Below are 15642 nucleotides of genomic sequence, written 5' to 3'. Positions count from 1 at the left end.
CGAATGAACCGCGTTACGATGACACATTATTACGTGGAGGCAAGCGGTACGAACGTCACCGGCAAACCGTCCTTCGGGCGCGGGATCGGGAAGACCTGCCACGCATCGCCGCTGCCCGCCGCCGCCTCGATCCGGTAGCGCGTGAGCAGGTGCGCTATCAGCAGCCGCATCTGCATCGTCGCGAAATGCAGCCCGATGCACATGTGCGCGCCGCCGCCGAACGGCACCCACGCGAACCGGTGGCGGCCCTTCGATGCTTCGGGCGTGAAACGGAGCGGATCGAACCGCTCGGGATCGGGCCAATATTCGGCCATGTGATGCGTAAAGGTGATGCCGACGCCGACGCTGGTCCCCGCCGGAATGTCATACCCGCCGAAACTGAAAGCCTTCAGTGCTCGACGCGGGATTGACGGGACGGGTGGCATCATCCGCAGCGATTCCTTGAACGCATATTCGGTGAGGATCAGGCGATCGAGTTGCTCGGTCAGCGGCACGGCGGGGTCGAGCGCGGCAACTTCTTCGCGCAACCGCTCCTGCCAGTCCGGGTTGCGCGCGAGCAGCATGACCAAGCTGGTCGCTGACGAGGTGATCGTATCGTGCGCCGCCATCATGAGGAAATTCATATGGTCGGCGATCGCCAGCGCGGTCAGCGGCGCGCCGTCGTCATCGGTCGCGCGGCAGAATTGCGAGAAGAAATCCTGGCCGTTGCCGGTGCGTCGCGCGGGGATCTCGCGCTCGAAGAAGTCGATCAGATAGGCGCGTGCCTTGACGCCCTTACGCATCTGCGTGCCGGGCAGCGGACGGCGGATCGGCGCGACGCTAGCCTGCACCTCGTCGACGAACGCCTGGTTGATCCGGTCCGCCTCCGCACCCAGCGGCACGCCGAGGAAGCTGGTCGCGGCGAGATCGAGCGTGAGTTTCTTGACCGCGTCGTAGAATCGTAGCGTCTGGCTACCCCAGGCCCCGACAGCCGCCACTATCCCTGCATCGAGTTCCGCCGCATAATGCCGCATCGGCTCGGGCTTGAACGCCACCGACAAGGCTTTGCGGTCGGCGCGATGCTTGTCGAAATCCATCAGCATCAGGCCGCGCGGGAACAGCAAATTGAGGATCGGTCCCCAGCCCTGTTCGGACGAAAAGATCTTATCGCGGTCGAACAGGATCAGCTCGTTCGCGTCGGGGCCGAGCAGCATCAGGCCGGTCCCGCCGAGCGCGGTGTTGCGATAGACCGGCCCGAACCGCGCCACCATGCCGCGCGAAAACCCGATCGGATCGGCGAGCATCTTGAAGGTGTTGCCGAACAGCGGAAGGCCGTCGTCGCCGGGAATATGATCGAGCGCGCCCTTGGGCTGGCGTGGCAACCAATGCGGGCTGGCGTTCTGCAACAGCGCTTCAGTCATCGTCGGATCCCCGTGCGACATGCCGGCTTGGCAAGCTGCGAATACGAGCATAACTAATGTTCTGCAACCGGGGCGCGGATCCCGGGGCTTTGACAGGAGAGATGCATGGACCTCGCAAACAGTGCTGCCGTGGTGACCGGCGGCGCGTCGGGATTGGGCGCGGCGACCGCGCGCGCGCTGGCCGCCAAGGGGGTGAAGGTGGCGATCTTCGACCTTCAGGCGGACAAGGGCGAAGCGCTGGCGGCGGAGATCGGCGGGGTGTTCTGCAAGGTCGATGTGACATCCGACGACAGCGTCGATGCGGGGTTCGCGGCGGCACGCGCGGCGCATGGGCAAGAGCGGATCCTGGTCAATTGCGCAGGGACCGGCAATGCGGCGAAGACGGCAGGGCGATCGAAGCAGGACGGTTCGATCAAGCACTTCCCGCTCGATGCGTTCGACCGGATCATCCAGATCAACCTGGTCGGCACGTTCCGCTGTCTCGCCAAGTCGGCGGCGGGGATGCTGACGCTGGAACCCGGCGAGGACGGCGAGCGCGGCGCGATCGTCAACACGGCGAGTGCTGCGGCCGAGGATGGCCAGATGGGGCAAGCCGCGTATTCTGCGTCGAAGGCGGGGGTAGTCGGGATGACCCTGCCGATCGCGCGGGATTTGATGAGCGAGGGGATACGGGTGAACACGATCCTGCCGGGTATCTTCGACACGCCGCTGCTCGCCGCCGCGCCGCAGCAGGTCCGCGATGCGCTGGCGGCGTCGGTGCCGTTTCCCAAGCGCTTGGGGCGGCCGGAGGAGTTTGCGGCACTCGCGCTGACGATGATCGAATGCGGGTATTTCAACGGCGAGGACGTGCGGCTCGATGGCGCGATCCGGATGGCGCCTCGGTGATCTAATCCGCCCTCACCTTTCCCACGGCGATGAGTGAGGATGGGGCCGGCTAGGCGGTCAAGTTCTTGTCCTCCCCCGCCAGGGGGAGGTGGCTGGCCCTTGCCAGACGGAGGGGGAGGAAAAGGAAACGCCTGTTCCGTGTCCTCCCCCTCCGTCACCTGCGGTGCCACCTCCCCCTGGCGGGGGAGGATACAAATACCGACCGTGCTAGGCCGCGCGCGCCAATTGCCGCCCCTTGATCATGTCCGCCGCCTTCTCCGCGATCATGATCGTCGGCGCGTTGGTGTTCGAGCCGATCAGCGTCGGCATCACCGAGGCGTCCACCACCCGCAGGCCCTCCAACCCGCGCACCGCGAGCGTCGCGTCGACCACCGCCATGGTGTCGTCAGCCGTGCCCATCTTGCAGGTGCCGACCGGGTGGTAGATCGTCTCCGCGGTCCGTCGGACCCAGGCGTCGATCTCGTCGTCAGTCCGCACATCCTCACCCGGCGACAATTCCCCGGCGCGGTACGGATCGAGCGCCGCCTGCCGCGCGACGTGGCGGCCTATGCCGACGCATGCGCGCATGACGCGGCGATCCTCCGCGGTCGCGAGGTAGTTCGCGACGATCACCGGATCGGCGAACGGATCGGCTGAGCGTAGTCCGATCCGCCCCCGGCTTTCCGGCCGCAACTGGCAGAGGTGCAGCGTGAAGCCGTCCTCGGTCGCCTTCACCTTGCCGTGATCCTGCATGATCGCCAGCACCGCGTGGATCTGCACGTCCGGTCGCGACAGACCTTCGCGCGATGACACGAACGCGCCCGCCTCGAGGAACTGCTGCCGCCCCGCGCCCTTGCCGCGCAACAGGTAATTCAGCCCGACGCCGATCATGCCGACGCCCTTGGTCATCGCGTATCCGGTGCGCAGCCCGCGCGATTTCCAGTTCATCACGACGTCGAGATGATCCTGTAAATTCTCGCCGACGCCGGGCAGCGCATGCACCACGCCCACACCGGCCGCGGTCAGTCGATCCGGATCGCCGATCCCCGACAACTGGAGGATGTGCGGCGATTGCACCGCTCCCGCGCACAACAGCACCTCGCGCGTCGCCGTCACCGATTCCACCCGCGCGCCCTTGTCGAGCACATAGTCGACACCAACCGCCCGCCCCTTGTCGATCCGAATCCGCGTCGTCCGCGCGCCCGTCACGCAGGTCAGGTTACGCCGCGACAACACCGGCCGAAGATACGCTGCCGCAGTGCTCCAGCGCTTCCCATCGGCCACCGTCAGGTCGTACCGGCCAAAGCCCTCCTGACTCGCGCCGTTGAAATCCTCGGTGACCGGATAGCCCGCCTGCCGCCCCGCCTCGACCAGCGCGTCGTAGAACGGGCTGTCCGACTCCCCGCCCGAGATCGTCAGCGGGCCCGCGCCACCGTGCAAGGGGCACTCGCCGCGATGATGCCCTTCGAGCCGCTTGAAATACGGCAGCACGTCATCGAACGACCAGCCCGGCAGCCCCATCTGCCGCCACTCGTCGTAATCCTGCGGATGACCCCGCGTGTAGATCATGCCGTTGATCGACGAGCTCCCGCCCAGCCCCTTGCCGCGCGGCCACCACAGGCGACGGTTGTCGAGATGCGGCTCGGGCTCGGTCGAAAAGCCCCAGTTGCTCGCATTCTTGCTCTTGATGAGTTCGCCGACCCCCGCGGGCATCCGCACCAGCACGCCGTCGTTGCGTCCACCCGCCTCGAGCAGCAGCACCGACACGTCCGGATCCTCGGTCAGGCGCGCGGCGAGCACGCAGCCGGCCGAGCCCGCGCCGATAATTACGTAGTCATACGTCTGCATGCCCGCATCCTCCTCATAACGCTCCGCTTTTTTACGGAGTCGCCTTATCTCGATACGCTAGCGCTCGCACAGCAGCGTAAGCAACCCGTTCCGCAGCACGCCGCGATCGAGCCCTTCGACCGGATGCACCTCGCTCAAGCCCACTGCCAGCAGCGCATAGCCGCGGATCCCCGCCTCGACGGAATCGAATCCGTGCGCGGTTAGTTGCTCGACCAGGAACGCCATCACTTTGTCGTCATGCTCGCGGATCGCCGCCGCCGCGCGCGCATCGCTCTTCGCCCAGGCGCGCATCGCCAGCGCGAGCTGCGACATGTCGTGATCGCGGACATGCTCGGCGAACGCGCGGATCCGCTCGACCGGCGCGAGGTCCGATGCGGTCAGCGACGCCAGCAACGGATCGATCTGCGCCTCCGCAAAATACGATGCGAGCGCCGCGTGATAGCCGTCGAAATCCTTGAAATGGTGATAGAAACTGCCGGTCGACGCCCCCGCCGCCTGCGCGAGGCTGCGGAGTTTCAGCGCGCGAAGACCACCGCTCTTTAGCAACGCCTGCCCGATCTCCAGCCAGTCGCGCGGCGCCAGATCCGCGCGGGGTGCAACGGCGTGTTCAATCGATACCGTGCTTGACAAGCCACTCTCCATAACGAATGTTACGTCGGAACGAAGCCGGACGCAATCCGGCATCAGGCACCACGACCGCACCAAAGCGGCGGGTGTAACAGGAGAGAGAGTGTGGCCGAGGCATTGATCATCGACGCCGTCCGTACCCCGCGCGGGATCGGCAAGACGGGCAAGGGCGCGCTCGCGCACATGCACCCGCAACATCTCGCCGCGACCGTTCTCAAGGCAATTGCCGAGCGAAACAAGCTCGATACCGCCGATGTCGACGACATCATCTGGTCGACCTCGACGCAGCGTGGCGAGCAAAGCGGCGATCTCGGGCGGATGGCCGCGCTCGATGCGGGCTATGACGTCAAGGCGAGCGGGACGACGCTCGACCGGTTCTGCGGCGGCGGGATCACCGCGGTGAACTTCGCGGCGGCGCAGATCATGAGCGGGATGGAAGACCTCGTCATCGCCGGCGGGACCGAGATGATGTCGCTCACCACGACGATGATGCAGGACGACATGGCGGCGGGCAAGCGGCCGCTCGGGATCGGCTCGGGCAACGCCAGGCTCGACGCCGCGCATCCGCAGTCGAACCAGGGCATCTGCGCCGATGCGATCGCCAGCATCGAGGGGATCGACCGCGAAACGCTCGAAGCGCTCGGGCTCGAAAGCCAGCGCCGCGCCGCGGTGGCGATCGCCGAAGGGCGGTTCGATCGCAGCCTCGTCCCCGTCACCGATGCCACCGGCGCATTGGTGCTGGAGAAAGACGAATATCCGCGCCCCGACACCACCGCCGAGGGCCTCGCCGCACTGCGCCCCTCGTTCGCCGGGATCGCCGACGTGCCGCTCGACGACAAGGGCACCACGTATCGGAAGCAGATCAACCGCCGCTATCCCGACGTCGATATCAAGCACGTCCATCACGCCGGCAATTCCTCCGGTGTAGTCGATGGCGCCGCCGCGATCCTGCTCGCCAGCGCTGAGTACGCCGCCAAGCACGGGCTGAAACCCCGTGCGCGGATCGTCGCGATGGCGAACATGGGCGACGATCCGACGCTGATGCTCAACGCCCCCGTCCCCGCGGCGCGGAAGGTGCTGGCGAAGGCCGGGCTGACGGTCGACGACATCGACCTGTGGGAGATCAACGAGGCGTTCGCCGTGGTCGCCGAGAAGTTCATCCGCGACCTGAAGCTCGACCGCGACAAGGTGAACGTCAATGGCGGCTCGATCGCGCTGGGCCATCCGATCGGCGCGACCGGCGCGATCCTGATCGGCACGATCCTGGACGAGCTCGAACGCCGCGACCTGAAGCGCGGGCTCGTGACGATGTGCGCGGGCGGCGGGATGGCGCCGGCGATCATCATCGAGCGCGTCTGATGCACCCCGTCGCGCACGCGCTGACGACGCCCGACAAACCCGCCTACATCATGGCGGCGACGGGTGAGACGGTGACGTATCGCGAACTCGACGTCCGCGCGAACGAGGGCGCGCATCTGCTCCGCTCGCTCGGCCTGAAGCGCGGCGACGGCATTGCGGTGCTGATGGACAATTCGCCGCGCTATCTGGAGGTGATGTGGGCGGCCGAGCGGACCGGCGTCTATTGCACCTGCCTCTCCTCGAAACTGACCGCGAGCGAGGCGGCGTACATCATCCGCGACGGCGATTGCCGTGTGCTGATCGTGAGCAAGGGATGCGCGGAGGTCGCAGCGGCGCTGGTACCGATGCTCGACGACGTCCGGCGGTACGTCGTCGACGGCGCGATCGACGGGTACGCGTCTTACGAAGCCGCGCGCGACGCGAAGCCGGCCACGCCGATTGCCGACCCTTCACCCGGCGGCATCCTGCTCTATTCGTCGGGCACCACCGGCAAGCCCAAGGGCGTCAAGCACGCACTGTCGGAAGAGCCGTTCGGGACCAACGTCTCGCCGCTCGTGATGCTCGGCAAGGGACTGTACGGGTTCACGCCCGAGATGGTCTATCTCTCGCCCGCGCCGCTCTATCACGCCGCGCCGTTGCGCTGGTCGATGGCGGTGCACCAGGTCGGCGGCACCGTCGTCGTGATGGAGCATTTCGACCCCGAAGCCGCGCTCGCCGCCATCGAACGGTTCCACGTCACGCATGCGCAATGGGTGCCGACGCACTTCATCCGCCTGCTCAAACTGCCGACCGAAGTCCGCGCCCGCTACGACGTATCGTCGCTGAAAGCGGTGTGGCACGCCGCAGCCCCCTGCCCGCTCCCGGTCAAGCAGGCGATGATCGACTGGTGGGGCCCGATCATCGGCGAATATTACGCCGGCACCGAAGGCAACGGGTTCTGCGCAATCTCCAGCACGGAGTGGCTGACGCACAAGGGCTCGGTCGGCCGCAACCTGACCGCGCAGACGATGATCTGCGACGAGGATGGCAACGCGTTGCCACCGCGTGCGGAAGGCGACGTCTATTTCGCGGGCGGCGGCGGGTTCGAATATCACAACGATCCCGCCAAGACCGCGGAAGCCGCCAACGCACATGGCTGGACGACGCTCGGCGACGTCGGGTGGCTCGACGAGGAGGGCTATCTCTACCTCACCGACCGCAAGAGCTTCATGATCATCTCGGGCGGCGTGAACATCTATCCCGCCGAGATCGAGAATTTGCTCGTCACGCACCCGAAGGTCGCCGACGTCGCGGTGATCGGCGCGCCGGACGACGAGATGGGTGAGCAGGTGGTGGCGATAATCTGCCCCGCCGACCCAACCGAAGACCGCACGCAACTGGCGGCCGAGCTCAGCGCTTTCGCCCGCGCGAACCTCAGCCATGTGAAAGCGCCGCGCCGGATCGACTTCCGCGAGACGCTGCCGCGGCACGAGACGGGGAAACTCTACAAGCGCCTGCTCCGCGACGAATATTGGGCGCATTCGAAGGAGTCCGCATGAACTTCGATTATTCCGACGACCAGAAATTCCTCAAGGACGAAGCACGCAAGTTCCTCGGCGCGCATTGCGGCAGCGACCGCGTCCGCGCAGTTCTCGACGATCCCGCCAAAGCCTATGACGCGACGCTCTGGAAAGCGGTGGCCGCGCAAGGCTGGCTCGGCGCGGCGATCCCCGAGGAGTTCGGCGGGCTAGGCCTCGGCCATATCGAACTTTGCGCGATTGCCGAGGAACTGGGGCGAGCCTGCGCGCCGATCCCGTTCGCCTCGACCGTCTATTTCGTCGCCGAAGCGCTGATGCTCTACGGCAGCGACACCCAGAAAGTCCGATGGTTGCCGAGGATCGCGGCGGGCGACGTCATTGGCGCGTTCGCGACGTCGGAAGGTGCCGGCCCGGTCACCGCACGCTCGGTCCGCACCACCGTCTCCGGCGGCACACTTACCGGCGAGAAGATCCCCGTCACCGACGGCGACGTCGCCGACCTGATCGTCGTCCTCGCGCGCGACGGCCTCTACCTAGTCGAGCAGGGCGCGGGCGTTACCACAGAAGTCCTCGAAACCCTCGACCCGACCCGCAGCGCCGCTCGCCTCACCTTCACCGACGCGCCTTGCGAAAGGCTCGGCACCGACGACGGCATCGCCGCGATGCAGGCGGTGTTCGATCGCGCGGCCGTCCTCCTCGCATTCGAACAACTGGGCGGCGCGGATTGCTGTCTCGATATGGCAAAGGGCTATGCGCTCGATCGCTACGCGTTCGGCCGCCAGATCGGCGGGTACCAGGCGATCAAGCACAAGCTCGCCGACATGTACGTCAAGAACGAACTCGCGCGCTCGAACGCCTATTACGGCGCGTGGGCGCTCAATGCAGGCGCCGCCGAACTGCCGCTCGCCGCCGCCACCGCGCGCGTTGCCGCGTCCGACGCCTATTGGTTCGCGTCGAAGGAGAACATCCAGACGCATGGCGGAATGGGCTTCACCTGGGAGTCCGACTGCCACCTCCATTACCGCCGCTCGCGCCAGCTCGCGCTCGTCGCCGGCAGCCCCGCCGCGTGGCGCGAACGCCTCGTCGGCCAACTCGAAATGCGCAACGCCGCCTAGCTGGGCCGCCTGAAAGGACGATCATGGACTTCAAGGACAGCGACGCCGAAGCCACCTATCGCGCCGCCGCGCGCGCGTGGCTCGACGCGAACATCGCCGAGCACGACGCCGGCCACTACCCCGACGACATGGCCAAGGCGAAGGCTTGGCAGGCGCGTAAGGCGGCGGGCGGATACGCCTGCATCACCTGGCCGCAGGAATGGGGCGGCGGCGGTGGCACGCCGATCGAAAGCGTGATCTTCGGCCAGGAAGAGGCGAAACACGCGGTCGATGGCAGCTATTTCACGATCGGGCTCGGGATGTGCGTGCCGACCGTGATGGCCTATGCCGACGACGCGACCAAGCACCGCTTCGTCAGCCCCGCGGTGCGCGGCGACGAGATCTGGTCGCAGCTCTTCTCCGAACCCGCCGGCGGCTCCGACGTCGCCGCGATCCGCACGCGCGCGGTGCGAGACGGCGACGACTGGGTGATCAACGGCCAGAAGGTCTGGACCTCGGGCGCGCATTACAGCGACTATGGCATCGTCCTCGTCCGCACCAACCCCGACGTCCCCAAGCATCAGGGCCTGACGATGTTCTGGCTCGACCTGAAGGCGCCCGGGATCGAGATCCGCCCGATCCACCAGATGTCCGGCGGTTCGAGTTTCAACGAAGTGTGGTTCGAGGACGTCCGCATCTCCGACGCGCAACGCCTCGGGCCGGTCGACGGCGGCTGGAAAGTCGCGCTGTTCACGCTGATGAACGAGCGTCTCGCGATCGGCACGAGCGGCGGCGTCGGCCCCGAGGATATCCTCGCCTTCGCCGCCCAGGCCAACGGCGCAGACGGCCCGCTGCTGAAAGACGCCGCGTTTCGCCAGACGCTCGCCGACTGGTGGGTGCAATCTGAGGGCCTGCGCAACACCCGGATGCGGACGATCACCGCACTGTCGAAAGGTCAAGTGCCCGGCCCCGAAAGCTCGATCGGCAAGATCGTCGCCGCCAACCAGTTGCAGGCGATCGGCAACACCGCGGTCGAGGCAGGCGATCAATACGGCATCATCGCCGACCCCGCGCTGACCCCGCTGAAGGGCGCCTTCCACGCCGCGACGATGTGGGCCCCCGGCCTGCGCATCGCCGGCGGCACCGACGAAATCCTCAAGAACATCATCGCCGAACGCGTCCTCGGCCTCCCCGGCGAAATCCGGGTGGACAAGGATCAGGCGTTCCGGGATCTGCCGGTTGGGGCGTGATAATTGCTGCCGACATCCTGAAGCAGACAGATATTCAAACGTGTAGCCTGTGAAGCACGTAAATTATGGCTTTGTAAGCCCGTTTCAGCTGGGGTGGAGGCGAGATGGCTAATATCTTGGCATGGTTGGAAACTCACCAGGGCTTATCAGGGTGGGCACAATTCGCCGGCGCTACACTGGCGCTCGTGATAACCTATTTCACAGCGTTCGCGCCGCATTGGCAAAGGCGACGGCAGCTCAAAAATTCGGCTGGCCGGCTTTTGCAAAATGGATACGAGGTTCTTGAAAGCTATCACCGAACATCCGCCAATTTCTTGCCCACAACGATATCAATACGCGCGGCAGGCCTGACCATGACAAGCGTCGCCAGTGAGATAGACCGCTTTCCAATTTTTGAACTGACCGACCAGGGGCCAAGGTCGATAGCTCGGCATCTGGTAGCGGTAGGTGGATTACTCAAATTAGTGAATCTGGCAATCGAGCCCATAGCCACTGATCTACTTGATCGAGATGGAACTGTTGAAGACCAGGAGATCATCAGAACGTTGGTTTATGATCAGCTTAAAATGGTCGAGGCGATCATCACAGGGAAGGAACTCAAGCGGCCGGAATGGCCAATCCAATCCTAACGACTCACAAGGATGCCCGATGAGCAGTCTGCAAACGATCCTAACCGCCCAACGCGAAGCGTTCATGGCGGAGATGCCGGTTACCAAGGCCGTCCGCCTAGACCGCCTCAAGCGTACCGCGGCGATGGTGCGGGATAACGCGGCGCGGTTCTGCGACGCCGTGTCGGAGGATTTCGGGCACCGCAGCCGTGAGCAGACGATGATGACCGATATCGGTGCGTCGCTCGCGCCGATCGCCCATGCCGCAAAACATCTCGACCGCTGGATGAAGCGCGACCGCCGCCCGGTCCAGTTTCCGCTCGGCCTGCTCGGCGCGAAGGCGTGGGTCGAGTATCAGCCCAAGGGCGTGATCGGCATCATCGCGCCGTGGAATTTCCCCGTGAACCTGCTGATCGCGCCGCTTGCGGGGGTGTTCGCCGCGGGCAACCGCGCGATGGCGAAGACGAGCGAATACACCCCCGCCACCGCCGCGCTGTTCGAGGAACTCGCCGCCCGCTATTTCGCGCAGGACGAACTCGCGATCGTCTCCGGCGATGCGGAGGTCGGCAAGGCGTTCTCCGCGCTCCCGTTTGATCACCTCATCTTCACCGGCGCGACTGCGATCGGCCGCCACATCCTCCACGCCGCCGCCGACAACCTGACGCCGGTCACGCTCGAACTCGGCGGCAAGTCGCCGGTCATCCTTGGCGCGTCGGCGGATATCGCGCGCGCGACCGAACGCGTCACGCTGGGCAAGATGATGAACGCGGGGCAGATCTGTCTCGCGCCCGACTATATGCTCGTGCCCTCGGCGGACGAAGCCAAGGTGGTCGATGGCATCAAGGCCGCGGCCAGCGCGATGTACCCCACCCTGCTCGCCAACGCCGACTACACCTCGGTGGTCAACGATCGCCACCACCAGCGCCTCACCGACTGGATCGCCGACGCCCGCGCGAAGGGCGCCACGGTCGAGGTCGTGAACCCCGCCGACGAGGATTTCGGCGCCGCCAATTCGCGGAAAATGCCGCTGCACATCGTCCGCGACGCGACCGACGACATGATCGTCATGCAGGAAGAGATCTTCGGCCCGGTCCTGCCGATCCGCCGCTACGACGGCATCGACGACGCGATCGCGCAGGTGAATCGCCGCGACCGCCCGCTCGGACTCTATTATTTCGGCAGTGACGAGGCCGAGCGCCGCCGCGTGCTCGACCGCACGATCTCGGGCGGCGTGACGCTCGACGACGTGATCTTCCACGTCTCGATGGAGGACCTCCCCTTCGGCGGGAGCGGACCGTCCGGCATGGGCGCGTATCACGGCATCGACGGCTTCCGCACGTTCAGCCACGCGCGTGCCGTCTTCAAGCAATCGAAGCTCGATGTCGCCAAGCTCGCCGGGCTCAAACCCCCGTACGGCGCGGCGGCGGCCAAGACGATCGCCCGCATGATCCGCTGAAGGCCTAGTCGACCGCGCGCAGTTTCGGCCGCCCCGCCGGCGACTGCCGCAACAATTCGTCGACCCGCGCGGCCAGATCGACCTGGCGAAACGGCTTGGCGAGCCGGGGGATGTCGTCGGGCACGTCTTCTCCCGCCGCCGCATACCCGGTCACGAGCAGAGCCGGCATGCGGATACCCGACGATCGCAGCTCGCCGATCAACTGGCCGCCGGTCATTCCCGGCATCAGGTAATCGCTGACCAGAATGTCGGCGTCGACGCCCGATCGGATCGCCGATAGCGCCTGGCTGGCCGATGCCATCTCGACGACGACATAGCCGATGTCACGCAGCATGTCGGCAGTTGCCGCACGAACGAGATCCTCGTCGTCGACCAGCAGCACTTTTGCGCCGCGCCGGGCCTGGACCGGTTCCGGTGAACTCTCGATCGTGTCGACCGGCGCCTCCTCGGTCGCGGGAAGCCATAACTCCACGGCGGTTCCCGCGCCCGGCTCGCTCGTCAGGCGAAGCGTGCCGCCCGATTGCGCGGCCAGGCCATGGACCATCGACAGCCCAAGTCCGGTGCCCTTGCCGACACCCTTGGTCGAGAAGAACGGTTCGGTCGCACGCGCCAGCGTCGCACGATCCATCCCGGTCCCGGTGTCCGCCGCGGTCAGACGGATATAGCTTCCCGCGGCCAGACCGATCAGGTTGCGATCGTCGACCACCGACTGGCTGACCGACAGCGTCAGGCGCCCGCCGCCCGGCATCGCGTCGCGCGCGTTGATCGCCAGGTTGAGCAACGCGAGTTCGAGCTGGTTCGGATCGACCCGCGCCGACGACAGATGGCGTGGCACTTCGAGCACGACGGTGATCGATGGCCCCAGCGAGCGCCGGATCAGGTCGACCAACCCGTCGATCAGCGCGCCGATATCGACCGCACGCGGCTGCAATGCCTGCCGCCGCGCGAACGCCAGCAAGCGCTGCGTCAGCGTCGCGGCACGCTCGGCGGCCTGCAACGCGCCCCCGATCATCCGCTGCGTCCGCTCGTCGTCCTTGTGTCGCCGCCGCATCAGGTCGAGGCTGCCGACGATCGGGGTCAGCAGATTGTTGAAGTCGTGCGCGACGCCGCCGGTCAGCTGGCCGATCGCATCCATCTTCTGCGCCTGGGCGAGTTGCGCATCGGCTTCCTTGCGATCGGTCACGTCGGAAACCACGCCGGACATCCGCACGGCTGCGCCCTCCGCATCGTGGAGCACGCGCCCCTTGAGGACGATCCAGCGCTTGACGCCATCCGCCGCGGCGATGCTGCATTCGAGATCGAGCGTCCCGGTCTGCCACGACTCTTCCAGCGTACGTTTCACCGCTGCGCGCTGCTTCGGATCGACCTGGTTCAGAAACGCTTCGAGGTTCCACACCGCCACCCCGTTCGGATAGCCGAAGATGTCGTCATGACGCTGCGTCCGGCGCGTCTCGCCGGTCTTCAGGTCGAAGTCCCAGCTGCCCATCCCGGCCGCCTCGAGCGCGATCTCCAGGCTCTCGCGCGCCGACCGCAATTCGGCGGTGCGATCCTCGACCGCGCGCTCCAGCGTCACCGCGACATCGCGTAGTTCGTATTGCCGGCCTCGCGCCGTCAACGCCGACCGGATCGCACCGAGCATCGCCTCCGCATGCAGGGGCCGTTCGAGCAGCACGACGTTGCCGAGATCGCTGAGCCGTTGCGTCGCGTGCAACGTCCGCGGTGTCTTGGTGCCGTTCGTCAGCACGACGAACGGGATGTCCGCCCAGCTCGGTTGCGCGGCGATCCACTCGGTCAGCGCGGTCGAATCCTCGGCCGTCAGCGCCTCCTCGGTGAGCAGCACCGCGCCGGCCGCAACCTTCAGCTCCCGGAGCAGCACCGCCTGATCCTCGCAGATCTTCGAAACGATCGAATTCCTGTCGAGCAGGTCCGCCGCGATCGCCGCATCGCGCCCGCGTGGCGCGAGAATGAGGACGCGGTCCTCCATGTCAGAGAGTGGTGCTCTCGGTCCCGTTCCGGCTGGCCATGAGTGTCGTTCCTTCACCGGAGAATGTCGGCACGCCGGTCAGGACGCCCTGGAAATGCCGCAGCGGTTCACCAACGTGCAGCCCGCTACCACCGATCTGAAACTCCCGGATCGTCCTTTCGTGCCGTGCGGTACGCGTCTTGATCACCGAAATCGCCTGCCGCACTTCGCCATGTGCTTCGAAATAGCGCAGCTGGACGATCGTATCGGACAGATAGCTCAGGTCGACATCGGACCGGACGTCCCCGGTGATCCCGTGCAGCCCGAGGATCAGCAGGCTGACGATGCCCTTCTGGCCGAGATAGGTCAGCATCTCGTGCATCTGCAGGATCAGGAACTGCTCGTTCGGCATCGCTTGCAGGTATGCGTTCAGGCTGTCGATCACGACGACCTTGGCACCGTGCACCTCGACCGCCGCGCGCACCGCGTTCGAGAATTCCCCCGGCGACATTTCGGCAGGGTCGATCGCGCGCAACAGCAATTGCCCGCTGTCGACGAACGGCGCCATGTCCATGCCCAGCGCGGCACTTCGCTTGAGCAACGTCGGCAGCCGCTCGTCGAACAGGAAATAGGCCGCGCGCTCGCCGCGCTTCAGCGCTGCGATCATGCTCTGCACTGATGCGGTGGTCTTGCCGACGCCCGCCGGGCCGGTCAGCAGCGTGGCCGTGCCGGGAATGAGCCCGCCGCCGAGCAAAGCGTCGAGTTCGTTCGACCCGGTCGACATCGCCTCGTCGGAATAGGGATCGCCATGCTCCGACGCGACCAGCCGGGGATAGACGCACAGCCCGCCACGCTCGATCTCGAAGTCGTGATAGCCGCCGCGGTACCGCACGCCGCGCATCTTGACGACGTGCAGCCGACGCCGTTGCGCACCGAACCCGGACAGCGTCTGCTCGAGCGACACCACGCCGTGGGCGATGCTGTGCAACTGGAGATCGCTGCCGCTGCCGCTCTTGTCGTCGAGAAACAGCACGGTGCAATCGCGTGTCGAGAAAAAGTGCTTCAGCGCTAGGATCTGGCGACGATAGCGGATCGGGCTCTGCGCGAGCAGGCGAAGTTCGGACAGGCTGTCGATGACGACGCGGGATGGCCGGATCTCGTCGACCTTCGCCATCACGGCGCGGATCGTCTCGCCGAGTTCGACCTCGCTCGGGTGCAGTAACGTCTGTTCGTGATCTTCGCTGAAGCCGTCAGCGGGGACCATCTCGAACAGGACCAGCGGATCGAGCGACCAGCCATGCGTCTTGGCTACCGCGCGCAGTTCCACCTCGGTTTCGGCGAGCGTGATGTACAGGCCGATCTCGCCGCCCGCCAATCCGGCAAGCAGGAAACCCAGTCCCAGCGTGGTCTTGCCGGTGCCGGGCGTGCCCTCCACCAGATACATCCGGTCCGGGGTAAGCCCCCCGTTGAGAATATCGTCGAGCCCTTCGATCCCTGTCCGTGCCAATGTCGGCAGGTCGTCGTCTTGTGCCAATTGGCACTCCTTCCTATCGCCCGGCGCGCCAGTATCGGGCGCCAAGACCGGATTCACATAGGATATTCCGCCGTATTCGCAAAGGCGTACGACATTTGCGACGCGGCCGATCCTGATATGCC

At 66.1% G+C, this 15642-nt stretch carries 12 protein-coding genes; 7 read left to right on the top strand and 5 right to left on the bottom strand.

The window, feature by feature from the left end; translation table 11 throughout:
• Positions 1–29 precede the first annotated feature (29 nt).
• The gene (locus tag SPHN_RS10095) at positions 30–1400 is read right to left on the bottom strand and encodes a cytochrome P450 (protein WP_248523027.1); all 1371 of its coding nucleotides are present in this window, start codon (positions 1398–1400) and stop codon (positions 30–32) included.
• A 105-nt stretch (positions 1401–1505) separates the two neighbouring features.
• On the opposite strand from SPHN_RS10095, the gene SPHN_RS10090 reads away from it, so the two are divergent.
• Positions 1506–2285 carry an SDR family NAD(P)-dependent oxidoreductase gene (locus SPHN_RS10090; RefSeq protein ID WP_248523026.1) on the top strand — a complete coding sequence of 260 codons (780 nt, stop codon included), beginning with the start codon at positions 1506–1508 and terminating at the stop codon, positions 2283–2285.
• A gap of 207 nt (positions 2286–2492) precedes the next feature.
• Here the strand turns inward: SPHN_RS10090 and SPHN_RS10085 are convergent, their stop codons facing one another.
• Complete coding sequence (locus SPHN_RS10085; protein WP_248523025.1) at positions 2493–4112, bottom strand: choline dehydrogenase; 1620 nt, start codon at positions 4110–4112, stop codon at positions 2493–2495.
• A 57-nt stretch (positions 4113–4169) separates the two neighbouring features.
• A complete protein-coding gene (locus SPHN_RS10080; protein ID WP_248523024.1) occupies positions 4170–4742 on the bottom strand; it encodes a TetR/AcrR family transcriptional regulator in 573 nt (190 codons plus the stop codon).
• A 102-nt stretch (positions 4743–4844) separates the two neighbouring features.
• Between SPHN_RS10080 and SPHN_RS10075 the strand changes: the two genes are divergently transcribed.
• The 6 genes from SPHN_RS10075 (at position 4845) to SPHN_RS10050 (ending at position 12023) form a co-directional block, all read left to right on the top strand.
• Complete coding sequence (locus SPHN_RS10075; RefSeq protein WP_248523023.1) at positions 4845–6098, top strand: acetyl-CoA C-acetyltransferase; 1254 nt, start codon at positions 4845–4847, stop codon at positions 6096–6098.
• The gene (locus SPHN_RS10070; RefSeq protein ID WP_248523022.1) at positions 6098–7636 is read left to right on the top strand and encodes an acyl-CoA synthetase; all 1539 of its coding nucleotides are present in this window, start codon (positions 6098–6100) and stop codon (positions 7634–7636) included. Before SPHN_RS10075 ends, SPHN_RS10070 begins: the two co-directional genes overlap by 1 nt.
• Complete coding sequence (locus SPHN_RS10065; protein WP_248523021.1) at positions 7633–8730, top strand: acyl-CoA dehydrogenase family protein; 1098 nt, start codon at positions 7633–7635, stop codon at positions 8728–8730. The genes SPHN_RS10070 and SPHN_RS10065 overlap by 4 nt, the downstream gene beginning before the upstream one ends.
• Positions 8731–8753: 23 nt before the next feature.
• The gene (locus SPHN_RS10060) at positions 8754–9959 is read left to right on the top strand and encodes an acyl-CoA dehydrogenase family protein (RefSeq protein ID WP_248523020.1); all 1206 of its coding nucleotides are present in this window, start codon (positions 8754–8756) and stop codon (positions 9957–9959) included.
• A 104-nt stretch (positions 9960–10063) separates the two neighbouring features.
• Positions 10064–10588: a hypothetical protein gene (locus SPHN_RS10055; protein ID WP_248523019.1), complete on the top strand. Its 525-nt coding sequence runs from the start codon at positions 10064–10066 to the stop codon at positions 10586–10588.
• Positions 10589–10607: 19 nt separating this feature from the next.
• Positions 10608–12023, top strand: coding sequence for a coniferyl aldehyde dehydrogenase (locus tag SPHN_RS10050; protein ID WP_248523018.1), 1416 nt, complete (start codon positions 10608–10610; stop codon positions 12021–12023).
• Between the two features lie 4 nt (positions 12024–12027).
• Here SPHN_RS10050 and SPHN_RS10045 read toward each other — a convergent pair whose 3' ends face one another.
• Both SPHN_RS10045 and SPHN_RS10040 read right to left on the bottom strand, forming a co-directional pair.
• On the bottom strand, positions 12028–14007 hold the full coding sequence (locus SPHN_RS10045) for an ATP-binding protein (RefSeq protein ID WP_248523017.1): 1980 nt from the start codon (positions 14005–14007) through the stop codon (positions 12028–12030).
• A 1-nt stretch (position 14008) separates the two neighbouring features.
• Positions 14009–15520, bottom strand: coding sequence for an ATPase domain-containing protein (locus tag SPHN_RS10040; protein ID WP_282580527.1), 1512 nt, complete (start codon positions 15518–15520; stop codon positions 14009–14011).
• Positions 15521–15642 lie beyond the last annotated feature (122 nt).

It is taken from the genome of Sphingomonas faeni (assembly GCF_023195535.1).
Classification (GTDB): domain Bacteria; phylum Pseudomonadota; class Alphaproteobacteria; order Sphingomonadales; family Sphingomonadaceae; genus Sphingomonas; species Sphingomonas faeni_B.
Note: the sequence above shows the minus strand (reverse complement) of the source record. Positions and strands in the feature narration are given on the sequence as shown.

Coding starts and splice junctions, on each gene's coding strand:
- SPHN_RS10095 (WP_248523027.1), bottom strand. CDS start 1,400: ATGACTGAAGCGCTGTTGCAGAACGCCAGCCCGCATTGGTTGCCACGC.
- SPHN_RS10090 (WP_248523026.1), top strand. CDS start 1,506: ATGGACCTCGCAAACAGTGCTGCCGTGGTGACCGGCGGCGCGTCGGGA.
- SPHN_RS10085 (WP_248523025.1), bottom strand. CDS start 4,112: ATGCAGACGTATGACTACGTAATTATCGGCGCGGGCTCGGCCGGCTGC.
- SPHN_RS10070 (WP_248523022.1), top strand. CDS start 6,098: ATGCACCCCGTCGCGCACGCGCTGACGACGCCCGACAAACCCGCCTAC.
- SPHN_RS10065 (WP_248523021.1), top strand. CDS start 7,633: ATGAACTTCGATTATTCCGACGACCAGAAATTCCTCAAGGACGAAGCA.
- SPHN_RS10060 (WP_248523020.1), top strand. CDS start 8,754: ATGGACTTCAAGGACAGCGACGCCGAAGCCACCTATCGCGCCGCCGCG.
- SPHN_RS10055 (WP_248523019.1), top strand. CDS start 10,064: ATGGCTAATATCTTGGCATGGTTGGAAACTCACCAGGGCTTATCAGGG.
- SPHN_RS10050 (WP_248523018.1), top strand. CDS start 10,608: ATGAGCAGTCTGCAAACGATCCTAACCGCCCAACGCGAAGCGTTCATG.
- SPHN_RS10045 (WP_248523017.1), bottom strand. CDS start 14,007: ATGGAGGACCGCGTCCTCATTCTCGCGCCACGCGGGCGCGATGCGGCG.